Raw genomic sequence first — 13,471 nt, forward strand, 5'->3', positions numbered from 1 at the left:
CTTCCGTGCCCATATGGTGCGACTGTTTGTTCAGCGTCCAAACGTGCGTCAGATCCTGGTCCTGGAATGGCTCCGCAAGAAAAATGCTCCTGACTTCGTCCCCCAAAACCTCTTCCGTTCGGTGCGCAGACAGTTCGATGAATCCGTGGAGACGCTGAACGAGACGCTGACGGAACTTGAGCAAATGGGGTGGATCAAGAAGTACTCGATCAGTACGGGCGGCAGGGAGACGGGGCATCACACCACTGACCACGCCAGCCTTGGACGTGTTGCGTACCCTGCCCCGGGGTGTCGGAACAGTGCCGATCTTCGCGGGGAGGGACGGCGCGTGCAGATCGCGCCACACGTGTCAGACGTGGCTCAGGCGAGCGAAGGCCGATTGGGTGGCGAAGGTGCCGGAGGCAGAACGAGAGGGGCTCAGTGAGCGTCTCAGGGGCGTCGGGTTCCACGCTGAGAAACGGATCTGGTGTGGAGGGACCCACTGTTCCGGCGGCTATCGCCAGGAGTACAGGAGGCAATCAGTGGGACGCGATATGGTACGCTCCGAGATGTGTACGACGAGATTGGACCGGAGGACATCCGCGCAGAATTGAGGGCGGCATCCGGTGGTTCCTGACAGCAGTAATTGACAGCAGAGGTGATCGTGAACAGGAAACAGGAAACCCCCACCGCACCGAAGTGCAACGGGGGCACCGTGTTGTCAAAGTGGGCCTGGGAAGATTTGACCTGCGCTCCTCTCCGGCGCTGACCGCGCCTCCGAGTGAACTTCCGGCTTCAGCTTGGTGCCCGTCGTGAGGTCGGCAGTTCAAATTCTTGACCGTACTGTCGAAGAAAGCCCGCCAGGTCAGAACGACCAAGCGGGCTTTCAAAGTGGGCCTGGGAAGATTTGAACTTCCGACCTCACGCTTATCAGGCGTGCGCTCTAACCAACTGAGCTACAGGCCCCTTTGGGGCTCCCCAGCGCACACCAACTGGGAGCCGGAAAAGCTAAACGAGCCCCACCCGCGGTTCAACCGCCTGGGACCGGTAACTCCCCTCATTATGGAGGTACTCGACGACGCTATTCGAGGGGTCGCGCGTCGCCGCGCCGCCCCCCCCCGCGCAGTTAGTTGTCTACGCCCAACAACTCCATGACGACGGACTCGAGCCGGGTCATCCCGCCCGCCCGCCCGAGCGCGATCGCTTCGTCGGCAGGCATGCCTTGCAACCACGCCGCACGGAGCGCGAGTAAGGCGCCAACGCGATTGCCGCTCGCGCAGTAGAGGACGGTGTCTTCGCCATCAGAGTCACTCAACAGTGCATCCAGCGCTTCGACATTTTCACGGGTGAGGTCCGCCCCGCCACGAATCGGAAGCCGCGCGAAGCTGACTCCTGCACCGAGGCCGGCTTCTTCCCATCCGGCTCCGTCTTCAGATGTCGGACGCAGGGAGATGAACCGATCAAATCCGGCGTCCACCAATTGGGCGACCTGAACTTCCGAGGGCTGTGCGCCCGTCACCATGTGGTCCATGGGCTGTCGCGCGTTGCGGAGGCCGGCAGACGTTGCACGGGCAAGCGTCGGCACGGCGCCAGGAGCCTCTTCGGTGATCTGCCCCGCGTCGGGCTCACTGCCCGAGCATGCGGCCATAGAGAACCCTAGTAACGCCACGATGACGACGTTGGATGACTTCACGAACATTTCTGGTCTCCAGGCGTCACTGGCGGACGCCTCGAAGGAGGACTATTGAGGGCTAGCAGAGGCCGTTTGTGCCACTGAAGAGTAGCCCTACTCCGGGAGCCTAAGCGACACGTGAAGGTGATCTGATGTCCCCACGTGCCTGAGTGAATTGAAGCCCAGTGCCCAAAAGCCGAGTTCGACCGCCCGGTTACTCCACTCGTGTCGTTCCGTTGTTCGAATATCCAACGCGTGGACGAAGCCGTCGTCCTGTGCGAAGTGGAGTGAGGCCTCGTTCACAGGAAGCCCGATTGCGAAGTAATCTTGCTCCGTGCGGCCCGCGTCCGTGATGACCGACGCGGGATCCACGAGAAACAAAAGGCTCGACGCAATCCGTAACAATGGATGGAGGGCCACATACTCGTCCCGCACATCAGGAGTCTTCACGTTCGCGCTCGCCACGTAGACCAATCCATACCCCACGTAGGCGAGCGCGACGAGAGCCGCACCTCGGGTCATGATCCACCGCACGCTCTTCCCTGCACCCACCTTCCCGCTGAAGCCCCAGGCATATAGTGACAGCAGCAGAGCAGTCGCGATCACAGCCAGACCGAATGCAGGCCACGTACCCATCGCCCACTCCCGGTAGGCGAACACACCGCCGCGAATGAGGACCGCCATGGGCATCGTCGCGAGGACGATCCCCATGGCGAGCCATTTCAAAATCCTGAGCGAAAGCGACTTGAGCTTTTTTTTCGCCCCGACCCGAGCGTCCACTAGGGCTTCGTGAAGCGAGCCGTAGTCGATTCCGAGATTACCCATCCGCCCCGTCCCCAGTCCCCCCTAGTCCTCCCTACGTCAGCCCTAGTTCCCCTCTACCGGAGGGATGGCCTCCATAAGCAGGTCGAACGCCGCATTCAGTGCCTGTCCACCGGGCCCTGACCCGGTGTACTTACCCAGACGAACAATTACGAGGTCGTGTGTCGGCACGATCGTCGTGCTCTGTCCGCCGGCGCCGCGCATGCCATAAGCACTCGCCGGGAGACTCGCCCATCCCTCGTTTCCGTTCACCCAAAAGAACGCCCCGCCGTACAACAGGCGTCCGTCCGCCACCCATCCGGGGGCCAGAGAACTGGCATACTCCACGAAACCCTCCGGGAAAATCCGCTCGCCGTCCCACATCCCGTCCTGCAAGTACAGATTCGCGAGCCGAGCCCAATCCCTCGGAGGCATGAAGTCGTACCCCTGCGCGAGGAAGTTCCCGTATGGGTCCGTTTCAACGATCACATCCCGCATGCCGATTCTGTCGTAGAGGTTCCGCTGCGGGAACGAGTGGTACTCTTCCCCTCTCCCTTCGACGCCGAGCCGGAGCAAGTAGTTAGTCAGGACCGGATCGGTGTTTCGGTACCGACCGACGACACCCGGTTCCCACTGCTGCGGGCGGGTCGCTGCGTACTCGAAGGAATTCACGGTGCCTGTGTAGAGGTAGTAGTGGTCCTCGTAGGTCGTGTCCGAGACGTGCTCCGGATCCCCCGGGGCGTTGATTCGGATCCCGCTCGACATCTGCATGATGTCGCCGATGCGAATTTCCTGCCGCGGATCACCGTCTGTCTCGTACCACTCCGGGATCGGGGCTGGCTGCCACAGTTCGTACGCGCCTTGTTCAATGAGCACGCCCATGAGCGAACCCGACAGGCTCTTGCCCATGGACCACGACTCGAGCGGCGTATGAATGTCGATGCCATCCGCATACCGCTCGCCCAGGATCCGGCCCTTGTAGGTGACAACGAACCCCAGCGTCATGGCGTCTGCACTACCGAAGCCCACTTCGATCGCTTCCTGGACCTTGTCCATATCAACTTCCGCAGGGAACGGCTCGTCGGAGAGCACGTCGCCCATAGGCCACGGTGTCGTGGCTGCCGGCGGCAGGTTTCGAGCGACATCGGTCGGCGTAAAGTAGATCGAATCTTCGCCGATCGGCGACGCTACACAGCCCTGGTTCTTGTACTTCTTAGCCGTCCGGACGGTGCCGTCCGGGAGGGTGAGCGTCACGCGCTGGTCCTCAAAGTCGACGACCGTGTCGACCACGTGTGCGCGTTCCGGGAATGGACTCGTGAATCCGCCCACGTTGGCCGCGGCATCGGCCGGGTCGAGTCCGGTCATGAACACACCGGAGCAGAGCACTGTGGCAAAGCCCGCGGTCTGGTGATGCAGCGCCTCCCCCGGAGGCGGGGTGTACTCGGTCGGGAGTTCCAGCGACGCACCTCGTGCGACGACATCGATCTCACCGCCCGCTTCGCTGACGCCTTCCGTACCACCCCCGCAAGCCACCAATCCAATCGTGGCCAAAACCGCAACTCTTGAACTCCGCACGTATGCCTCCTAGGTGTTTGGTCTACGGAGAACGTGCCGGGCACTCGCCCTGCGGACAAGCCGAAACCGTCACCGCCCTAAACCCCGACCAGGAAAGTCCAACTGTGGTCCCAACCACCTGCGGACCGTATGATGCCCGCCTGAATTTAGCCACACCTGTGGAGACCTCCCATGATTTCACGTCGTAACTTCTTAGGCACCTCCGCGACTGTCGCGGCTGGAGCAGCCCTCACCGGTTGTGATGCCCCGGCCACATCCAGCGCGGACGACAGCGAGCTTCCCCCGTCGATCGCACGTCTCGAGTCTTGGGCAAACCGCGCCACCCCCATCACGACTGAGGAGCGCGCCGCCCGCGTCGAGAACGCCAAACGGCTGATGCGCGGGGACAACGTGGATGCGCTCGCGCTCTGCGGCGGCACATCCATGGTCTACTTCACCGGCATTCGGTGGGGCGGCAGCGAACGCCTATTCACGGTGGTCATTCCCGTCGAGGGCGACGCCTTCGTGGTTTGTCCGGCCTTCGAAGAGGATCGTGCACGCGAGCAACTCGCCCTTGGTCCGCTGGGTGGCGGTCAGGTCTACACGTGGGAAGAGCACGAGAGTCCGTACGATCGCGTGGCTCAAGGCCTCGCCGACCGCGGCATCCGTAGCGGGTATCTTGGGGCCGAAGAGACCATGCAGTTCCGCTTCAGCAACGGCATCGCCTTGGCGGCTCCTGAAGTCGCCGTCGTAGACGCGACCCCGATCACGGCTGGCTGCCGTGGCGTGAAGGACGATCACGAGATCGCTCTCATGGCGCTCGCCAACGAGGTCACGCTCACGGCCTACAAAGCAGCCTACCACGCCATGGAAGAAGGGATGACCCAAGGCGACGTGAGCCGTCTCATCAGCATGGCACACGACCGTCTCGGCTTTGCGGGCGGTGCGAGCGTCCAGACAGGCGAATGGTCGGCGCTCCCGCATGGCTCAATCACACCGCAGGTCATCAGCGAAGGCACGATCCTCCTGATCGACGGCGGATGTGGTGTCGAGGGGTACCGGTCCGACATGAGCCGCACGTTCGTGCTCGGTCAGCCGACCGACATCATGACCGAGCGCTTCGAGATCGAGCACGCTGCGCAGACCGCCGCCTTCGAAGCCGCAGCTCCGGGTGTCCTTCCTGAAGCAGTCGACGCAGCAGCACGGAAGGTGATCGAGGACGCAGGCTACGGGCCAGGATACACCTACTTCACACACCGCGTCGGCCACGGGATCGGGATGGATGGGCACGAATGGCCGTACCTAGTGAAGGGCAATCAAACCCCGCTGCTGAAGGGCAATGTCTTCAGCGACGAACCGGGCATTTACGTGCCGGGTGAGTTCGGGGTTCGTTTGGAAGATTGCATGTACATCACAGACGACGGCGCGGAGATGTTCACGCCGCAAAGCCCGTCGCTGGAAGATCCGTTTGGGAACTGGGAGCACTAGGCTCCCTACAATGGCTCAGAAGTACTTGAATTTCATGGAGATTCTCATGGCGCATCGCCATTTGAGCAGCATCACGAATGGAATCGGAACCCTGGGCGCAGTACTGGCCGTCGCGCTCGGGACAACGGACGCCAAAGCCCAGGCGCCATCGGCTGAGATCCAGATCGCCCAAGCCGTTCTGGCTGGGCCAGCTGGACAGCGTGCTGGAGCAAAAGTGGTCGGCTTCCGCGACGACGGTACCACGCTGACGCTGCGCGAGGGCTCGAATTCGCTTATTTGCCTCGCGAACAATCCGACGCAGGAAGCGTGGAGTGTCGCGTGTTATGCGGACTCGATCGACCCTTATATGTCTCGCGGCAGAGAACTCCGTGAGAACGGTGTGACGGATTCCCAAGAAGTAACGCAACGCCGATGGGACGAAGCAGACGCCGGGACTCTCGCCATGCCTGAGGCACCCGCCACCGTCTACATCATGCACGGGGAAGGTTATGACGCTGAAGCGGGTGAGATCATCGCCCCGTTCCTCCGCTGGGCGATCTACACGCCGTGGGCGACAACTGAGTCCACCGGGCTCCCGCAGCAACCGACCGGCCCCTCAGCTCCATGGATCATGTTCGCCGGAACACCCGGAGCACACATCATGATCACGCCGGCGCCCCCGGGCGGCGGCAACTAGCGTTCGAGTTCGCGTGTGCCCACGACGTAACTTCCTGCGGTAGCTCCCCATGGGGGCCACCGCGGCACTCAGCCTCCGTCCATCTCCCCGGTCGGCCCCGATGCTTCGCCATCCGGAGCCTAGGGAGGGCATCACAGGCGACGGCATCCTGAGCAGGGAAACCCTGTCGGCCTTCCCTGAGTCGACGTTCGAGATCTACGACATGGTTCGGGAGATCCCAAACGTCGCAGACGGAATCGGCTGCGCATGCGGATGCGCCGCGCTCCCCGGCTATCAGGCGCTTCTGACGTGTGATCACGACGACGGAATGGCGACGGAATGCCACATCTGTCAGGGCGAGGCCAGGCTCGCGTACCGACGAGCCATCGACGGGCGTTACGGTTGATCGCATCAAAGCGGGCTACTGCACTTCCACCCGCCCCTTCCCTCTAGTCAGATCACCCACAGAGGTGCGAAGCACCTCCTCATCGGGCGATGGGACTCCGAGCACATACTGCACCTCCGCACCGTACTCCTCATTCTCCACGACGATGTCCAACTCGTCGATGAGGCGCTGCATACCGTCCACATCCGCATACCCGACCGTAACGACGAGCCACACGCGGGTGACCTTCTCGTCCGTGGGCAGTGTTTCGAGAGCGAGCTTCACACCACCTGAATAGGCCCTAGCCAAGCCTCCAGTGCCGAGCTTCACACCCCCGTAGTACCGCGTGCACACGGCGACGATCTCCCCCACTCCACCATGAAGTAACGATGTGAGCATTGGCCGACCGGCCGTCCCATGTGGTTCCCCGTCGTCACTCATCCCAATGTGTGTGGTAGACGCGGGAGGACCCGCTACGAACGCCCAGCAGTGGTGAGTCGCGTCGGGGAATTCGTCCCGGATAGCCTGAATGAAGGCCTGGGCAGCCTCCGCGTCCGGAGCGTGCGCCGCAGTGGTAATGAAACGCGACCGCTGAATCGTCTCATCGACTCGATGGACTCGGGAAGGGATCGGGTACCGGGCGGAATCAGCCATCTCGCAGAGCGTCCGGACGCATTGAGCGATCGAGCCCCTGCCCTAACTCCACACTGATCTCTGCGAGCGCCACTACGTCTTCCAGAGCCGTGCGGAAGTTCACGACACACATGCGCAGCGCGTAGATCTCTCCGATCAAGGCGTTCGACACGAACGCCTGTCCGCCTTTTCCCATAGCGTCCTGGATGCCCTGATTGAGCGCGTTCAGGTATTCGAGCACGGCGGGCTCGCGGCTGCGTTCCGCCAAGTCCGTAGGCACGTACCGGTACGTCGTGATGCTCAGGCCCTGCGTGAACGCCTCGAGGTGCGTGTGTTCGACCGCGAGGCTGTGAAACGCCCGTGCCAGCTCGATATCCTCTTCGATCATCTGCTGATACCCAGCTCGGCCCACCTGCTTGAGCTGGAGCCAGACCTTGAGCGCTCGGAAGCCTCGCGAGTTCTGGAAGCCCCGTTCGAAGAAATTCACGCCCTCTTCTTCCTGGAAGCGGTAGTACTCGGGCCGGTAGGAGAAGGCGGCTAAGAGCGCGTCGCGGTCCCGAACAAGCACACACCCGGCTTCGAGCGGAGCGTAAAGCCACTTGTGAGGGTCAAGCGCGACCGAGTCCGCCAGAGCGATGGCCTTGAGTTCCGGCGGCACGTTGTCGGCCGCGGCGGCGAAGGCGCCGTACGCTCCATCTGCATGCAGCCAAAGGTTGAATTCGTCACACAGTTCTCGAAGCGCGGGGAGGTCGTCCACGGCGCCGGTGCTCACCGAACCCGCCGTCCCGACCACCATGAACGGATCGTCTCCACTGGCCCGATCAGCCTCGATCGCTGCCCGGAGCTTCCCGACGTCTATGCAATCCTCCGCGCCCTGTTCGATCCACCGGATCGAGTCGACACCCATCCCGGACAGGTCCGCGGCTTTCTGGATCCATGTGTGGGTCCCGGCCGATGCATAGACCCGAAGCGTCCGCCTCTCCGCACTGTGCATGCCCGCCGCCCGAACGTCCCAGGGTGCCTTCGCAGCCCGGGCTGCCCAGAAGCCGAGCATGTTTGCGACGTTGCCGCCGCTCACCAAGACGCCGTCCCCGTCCTTCGGAAATCCGATCAGCTCGGCAATCCAGCGCACCGCCTGTGATTCGATCTCGGACGCCATCGGCGAAAGAAACCATCCGCCGAGATTGGGATTCACCGCTGAGGCCAGAAGGTCACCCAAAATTCCGATCGGGGCGGGTGCACCAGTGATGTATCCGAAGAAGCGCGGGTGTCCGTTGTAGAGGGAGTTGTCGATGAGCATGTCCGCGGTCTCGCGCATCAGACCGGCCGCATCAGTGCCCGCCTCAGGCAGCCCCGCGTCCGCACCCAGCACTTTCCTCATCTCGGCCGGATCTGTGTCCGGGCCCAGCCGACGATCCCCCATGCCGGACAGCAAGTCAGCGATCTGATCGACAAGCGCATGACCGATTTCAGCGAACTCATCCGCTCCGAGCTCAATCGGCGTCGTGCGACCCGCGAGGGAGATTTCGTCGGTGTTCATTCAAGCGCTCCGAAAAGTCGAATGCTCGCGCTGGACGGACCCGTCAACGCGGATCCATGCTTCCTAAGGTGTGATACAGAAACTGGCTTGGGTTCGGCTCACACGAGCCAACGAAACACCCAGTTATCGGGAGGACATCCGGTCTAGGAACGTTCGCTCCGAGGGTGTCAGCGTTCCGGAGCCGTCCGACTCCACTTTGCCGAGGAGTCGCTCCACCTCTTCGCGATTCAGCTCATGCAGCCCGTCAAGGGAAATCCCTTCCCATCTGGCCTGAGCGATCTTGTCACCCACGACACCCTTAGGAGTCGCCTGGGGGTGCAGTTGCTTCTGGAACGACCTCTGCGCCGAGCCCTTCTTCCACTCCCACCACTTGAGGAAAGCGAACGCGAACGCGATTCCGCCCAGATGAGCGAAGTGGGCTGTCCCAGATCCAGCGGAAGGACTGATTCCCGAGTAGAGGCTCCCGAAGACCAGCAGTGATGCGAGCAGCCAAGCCTCGACGGGCAAGATCCCCCAGATGTAGATCCGCTCACGCGGCCAGAACATGGCAAAGCCGAGGAGGATACCGTACACGGCACCCGACGCGCCCACGACCGAGGCGGTCCGATTGAAGGTCAGATGGAAGACGGCACCGCCGAGTCCTGCCAGGAAGTACAGCCAGAGGAAGCCCTTCGCGCCGAGCCGATTCTCCAAACGCGGCCCGAAAAAGAACAGGCCGATCATGTTGAAGAACAGATGGCCCATTCCGGCGTGGAGAAACATGTAGGTCACGACGCCCCACGGCCGAAATAGAGCGAACGGCAGCGGATACAAGACCAATAGCTGGTACAGCGGAGAGCCGGGCTGCGCCAACAGGAAGATCACAACGTTGGCGATCAGCAGCCGTTTAACCCACGTCGTCAGTGGTGCCATGCGGTCCTCTACCCCTCCCTACCCGTTCTGAGTTTCATCGAAGAAGTAAACAAAATATGCCGGGATTCGGAAAACAGTGCTCGATAGTCGACCTTGCCGAACATCGACCTGTTTGGGCTTCGCCGGGCACTACGCACCGAGTGAGACGGACTCCAGATTCCTCGAGGTCCCTCTGGGTGACCAGGGAAATCCGGACCCCGCACAACTCAAGTTGATCGAGTAGTGCGCGACCGAAACTAGCGACGGCCGTTGCCGTCCCCCTCCTCCTCTTCTGACTCCGGCTTTTCCGGCTTCGTCCAGAAATCGTCGTTTTCCGGCGCCTGAGCCGCTACTTCGCTCGAGTACAGGGCGGCATTGAAGAAGACCTTGAAGGTCCCGAACGGCTGCCCTCTCCACTGCGGTCGGAAGCCTAGGAGCACGACCCTTCCGTCCCCGTACTTCACGTCGAGCGCGGCCGCATACCCCTGGACGTGTTCCTCACCCAAGTAGTAGCCGGACATAAGCGGTGAGCCATTTTCCGAATACTTGGCGAGCACATGACCCTCGAAGCCCTCCTCGGTCGTGAACACGGGGCTGCCACCAATGAAGACCTTGGACCGCTCTTCCATGCCGCTCATGACGGGATGTGATGGATCCACGAGCAACTCGACGATCGCGCCACCCGCGAAGTACTCGTCGCGCGAGACACCCTGGATCACATTGGACACGGGCAAATGCAGCTCATCGATCGCGAGCTGACTCGAGCCGTTGACCGTCACGAGCGTACCACCGGCCCGTACAAACGCATCGATCTCGCGCAGGCCCTCCGGACCGATACCACCGGCATACCTGGGTGGAACCGTGCCCGGCGCAGAACCATTGATGATCTGCCCCGCTCGCATGTCCGACAGCACGATCACGTCGTAGCGCGACTTCAGGTCGCCGGCACGCACATCTGCATTGTACAGATTCGTGTGGGCGATGCCGTACATCTCCATCAGCCAGCGCGACCAGCCTTCGTCCATGCTAGCGCTCCACGGCCGGTACAACCCGATACGGGGCTGACCAACGGGGGTACCGGCGGAACCCCCACGGGACGCGCGCAGTGCGTAGTCGGCCACGAGCTCGTTCTGCACACCGCCGCCCAATCCTGAGACGATCCACCGGCCGCTCGAGCCGCCCTGGCCATCGGACCCAGCCGCACCCGACTGGAAGCGAGCGCTCCCGCCGCGGCGCCAAGCTTCGGCAAGCGCCTTGTACGAATTGTTCTGGGCAGGATCCAGAATCAGCGAGCCACCACCGCCTGACGCAGCTCCGGCAGGCGGGACGATTCCGCGCGCCACTGGATGGCTATCAAAGCCAACGCCCGGCGGTGAGTCCCACGACTGTGCATCACCTTCGGCCAGCCATCCGAGCGGCTCAGACGATAGATCTTCCATCGCTCCGCGGACGGCGTCATCCAGCGGCGTGCGAGCCTCGATTACGCGCACGCCGAACAGATAAGGAAGGGTCCAGCCGGACACGTCATAAGGCTGCTCTGGCGGGCCCTCCGGGTACTCCCGCAGATCAGGATAGTCCTGCACCGCGAACAGCTGCCGCACAAAGTTTGCGTTGGGCTGATCCATTGGGATCACCCACGTGCCGGCGGGATGTGACACGCCGTCCAGAGTCACTTCGCTGGACAGACGCTTCACGCCGATCCCGTTGTACGCGAGGCGCCGCAACATCTCGACCGCGGCGACCGGATCTCGCTGATCCTGCTCAATGAAGAATCCGTACGGCGGTCCGGCCTTGAACTGAGCAACAACATCTCTGGCGGCTTGGTAGCGGTTGTAGAGAAGGTCGTTCTTGTACTTCGCCGCGACATCCAGGACCGATACCGAAGCGGTGAGCATGTAGTCGACCGCATCCCCAATCCTCCACCAACCACCCTCCCACGGGCTCGAATAGAGCGACTGTGGGCGCAACTCACGTTGGTTCTGCGGAAAGTCGTTGACCGTGTAGAAGTGGGGCGTCGCATACCGGTACAGCGCCGTCTCAGTGAGCAGCGAGGCGACGTTGTGGAAGTTGTTCGCGTGATCCATGAAGCCGGGATACCAGTTGTCGAACCCGCTCCCCATGTGCATCGCGCCCTTCTGGCCGCGCTCCTCGAGCGCCTGTGCCATCGACATGCCGATCAAGTTGACCGTCCGCCACATGAGCGGGTGCACGTTCTTGCTGATGGGCTCCGCGAACGGCGGGATCCAAATGCGGGTGGGGAAAGGCGCCGTCTGGTGATGGTTGTAGATGATCTGTGGCTCCCAGTACCGATCCACGCGCGTGACCGCTCGAGACTCGATCTGGTTGATCATGTAGCCATCACGATTGTTGTCGTGCCCGATGTACTTCTGGTAGAGGAACGGCGTCCCGGACACTTCGTATTGGGTTCCGAGATTTTCGTAGTACCAGTCGGATACGAGCGTCTGCCCGTCCGGGTTGATACTGAACCACAACACTAGGATCACGTCATCCAGGATGGCCGCGATCTCCGGGTCCGCATCTCCGGTGACGAGATCGTACGCCAGCTGAATCGTGTGCTGCGCGTGAGCGACCTCAGAGGCGTGGAGACCACCGTCGATGTGCACGATGGCCTTTCCTTCCTGGGCCAGCGCACGAGCGTCTTCGTCGGACATGTCGGCCGCGGGATACGCCAACTGATGTGCGATGTCCCGATACCGCTCAGCGTCACGCAAATTCTCCGCAGACGACACGAGCGCGATGTGCCAGGGGCGCCCGAAACTCGTGACGCCAATCTCCTGCAATTGGACTCGATCCGAAGCCGCAGCGAGTCGCTGGAAGTAGTCGAGCGACTGTTCGTAGTTGGCGAGCTCGAAGTCCGCGCCGACCTCGAATCCGAGCACGGACTCGGGCGTGGGAATCTGGGCCAGCACGCTCTGCGTTAGAGCGAACGAGGCAACGGCAGCAATGAGAAAGACGCGAAGCAAACGCATCGAACGGTCCTGGCAGGGGTGGCCTGGCGGGCCGCATAAGTCACGCAGCCCCTCAATATCAGGCTGGAAAGTGCCGCTCAGTGCGCTGGAGTACAATGACCCAGAGAAGGCAATTCCTAGGCCCGATCCGCGAAGGCCGAGTCCGTCTTCGCCGCCATCACAAAATCATTCTCGTGCAGGTCTCGGATCTTATGCGTCCACCAAGACACCTTCACACTTCCCCACTCCGTGAGAAGAGCCGGGTGATGCCCTTCTTCTTCTGCCAATTCCCCAACGACGTCCGTGAAATCGAGCGCCGTGAGAAAGTCGGGAAAGGTGAACACGCGTTCGAGACGGGGAACGCCACCAACACGCACAATCTCCCAATCAGGGATCTGCGGAAGAAAACGGGCGACCTGCTCCTCCGTAGCCGACGGAGCATCGCCTCGACACGGGATACACTTGGTGGTTAGAAGCTCGTCCATCGTGCTATCTCCTAGAATTTCCCAAAACGTAGGGAAGATCAACGCGTGATCCCCAATCATGCCAAGACCCATCGTAGAACTTCGTATCGTACCCATGCAACCGAGCCGAGAAGTGTGTGAAGCTCGCGCGCCAGCCGACCCTGCAACACGCGACGACCGTGTCCCCTTCGTCAGCTCCCGCATTGGCGAACAACGCCTCCACCCCTCCACGCTCCAACATGCGCGGAATCGGGCGAGTCTCGATGAGCTCTTTGCAGTATATCTGAGCTGCGCGCGGAATGTGCCCGGGGTCGGTCATGCCGCCCATTCCATCATCGACACCGGTGTACTCATCCTCATCCTCTTTCCTCTCAGGCAGTGAGCTAGGAGGGAAGCTGACCCGGGCGAGGAACTCGGTCTTGAACGAACACAACCCGAGC

13 protein-coding genes and 1 tRNA gene are annotated in these 13,471 nt (G+C 62.0%); 4 read left to right on the forward strand and 10 right to left on the reverse strand.

The features are described 5' to 3' along the window. A partial coding sequence (locus P8L30_02775; GenBank protein MDG2239100.1) for a hypothetical protein occupies positions 1–424 on the forward strand: 424 nt, incomplete at its 5' end. Between the two features lie 447 nt (positions 425–871). Here the strand turns inward: P8L30_02775 and P8L30_02780 are convergent. The 4 genes from P8L30_02780 to P8L30_02795 form a co-directional block, all read right to left on the reverse strand. Continuing rightward, a tRNA-Ile gene (locus P8L30_02780) sits at positions 872–945 on the reverse strand. A 160-nt stretch (positions 946–1,105) separates the two neighbouring features. Continuing rightward, positions 1,106–1,678: a sulfur transferase domain-containing protein gene (locus P8L30_02785; GenBank protein ID MDG2239101.1), complete on the reverse strand. Its 573-nt coding sequence runs from the start codon at positions 1,676–1,678 to the stop codon at positions 1,106–1,108. 87 nt (positions 1,679–1,765) lie between these two features. Then, positions 1,766–2,476: a hypothetical protein gene (locus P8L30_02790; GenBank protein MDG2239102.1), complete on the reverse strand. Its 711-nt coding sequence runs from the start codon at positions 2,474–2,476 to the stop codon at positions 1,766–1,768. Positions 2,477–2,518: 42 nt separating this feature from the next. Continuing rightward, positions 2,519–4,027: a serine hydrolase gene (locus P8L30_02795; GenBank protein ID MDG2239103.1), complete on the reverse strand. Its 1,509-nt coding sequence runs from the start codon at positions 4,025–4,027 to the stop codon at positions 2,519–2,521. A 171-nt stretch (positions 4,028–4,198) separates the two neighbouring features. Between P8L30_02795 and P8L30_02800 the strand changes: the two genes are divergently transcribed. The 3 genes from P8L30_02800 to P8L30_02810 all read left to right on the forward strand — a co-directional run bounded on the left by P8L30_02800 (position 4,199) and on the right by P8L30_02810 (position 6,555). Then, on the forward strand, positions 4,199–5,494 hold the full coding sequence (locus P8L30_02800; GenBank protein MDG2239104.1) for a M24 family metallopeptidase: 1,296 nt from the start codon (positions 4,199–4,201) through the stop codon (positions 5,492–5,494). Positions 5,495–5,540: 46 nt separating this feature from the next. Next, a complete protein-coding gene (locus P8L30_02805) occupies positions 5,541–6,170 on the forward strand; it encodes a hypothetical protein (protein ID MDG2239105.1) in 630 nt (209 codons plus the stop codon). Positions 6,171–6,270: 100 nt separating this feature from the next. Next, positions 6,271–6,555: a hypothetical protein gene (locus P8L30_02810; GenBank protein MDG2239106.1), complete on the forward strand. Its 285-nt coding sequence runs from the start codon at positions 6,271–6,273 to the stop codon at positions 6,553–6,555. 15 nt (positions 6,556–6,570) lie between these two features. Here P8L30_02810 and P8L30_02815 read toward each other — a convergent pair whose 3' ends face one another. The 6 genes from P8L30_02815 to P8L30_02840 form a co-directional block, all read right to left on the reverse strand. Then, positions 6,571–7,188, reverse strand: a complete 618-nt coding sequence (locus tag P8L30_02815; GenBank protein ID MDG2239107.1) for a YigZ family protein — start codon at positions 7,186–7,188, stop codon at positions 6,571–6,573. Further along, a complete protein-coding gene (locus tag P8L30_02820) occupies positions 7,181–8,707 on the reverse strand; it encodes a pyridoxal-dependent decarboxylase (GenBank protein MDG2239108.1) in 1,527 nt (508 codons plus the stop codon). Before P8L30_02820 ends, P8L30_02815 begins: the two co-directional genes overlap by 8 nt. Before the next feature lie 123 nt (positions 8,708–8,830). Beyond that, positions 8,831–9,619 (reverse strand): rhomboid family intramembrane serine protease, encoded by a 789-nt coding sequence (locus P8L30_02825; GenBank protein ID MDG2239109.1) that lies wholly within the window; start codon positions 9,617–9,619, stop codon positions 8,831–8,833. Between the two features lie 236 nt (positions 9,620–9,855). Continuing rightward, positions 9,856–12,588: a M14 family zinc carboxypeptidase gene (locus tag P8L30_02830; protein MDG2239110.1), complete on the reverse strand. Its 2,733-nt coding sequence runs from the start codon at positions 12,586–12,588 to the stop codon at positions 9,856–9,858. Positions 12,589–12,704: 116 nt separating this feature from the next. Next, entirely contained in the window at positions 12,705–13,052 is a 348-nt protein-coding gene (locus P8L30_02835; protein ID MDG2239111.1) for a 4a-hydroxytetrahydrobiopterin dehydratase, read from the reverse strand. Positions 13,053–13,056: 4 nt separating this feature from the next. After that, positions 13,057–13,464 carry a rhodanese-like domain-containing protein gene (locus tag P8L30_02840; protein MDG2239112.1) on the reverse strand — a complete coding sequence of 136 codons (408 nt, stop codon included), beginning with the start codon at positions 13,462–13,464 and terminating at the stop codon, positions 13,057–13,059. Between the last annotated feature and the right edge of the window lie 7 nt (positions 13,465–13,471).

It is taken from the genome of Longimicrobiales bacterium (genome assembly GCA_029245345.1).
Taxonomy (GTDB): domain Bacteria; phylum Gemmatimonadota; class Gemmatimonadetes; order Longimicrobiales; family Gaopeijiaceae; genus CALFPJ01.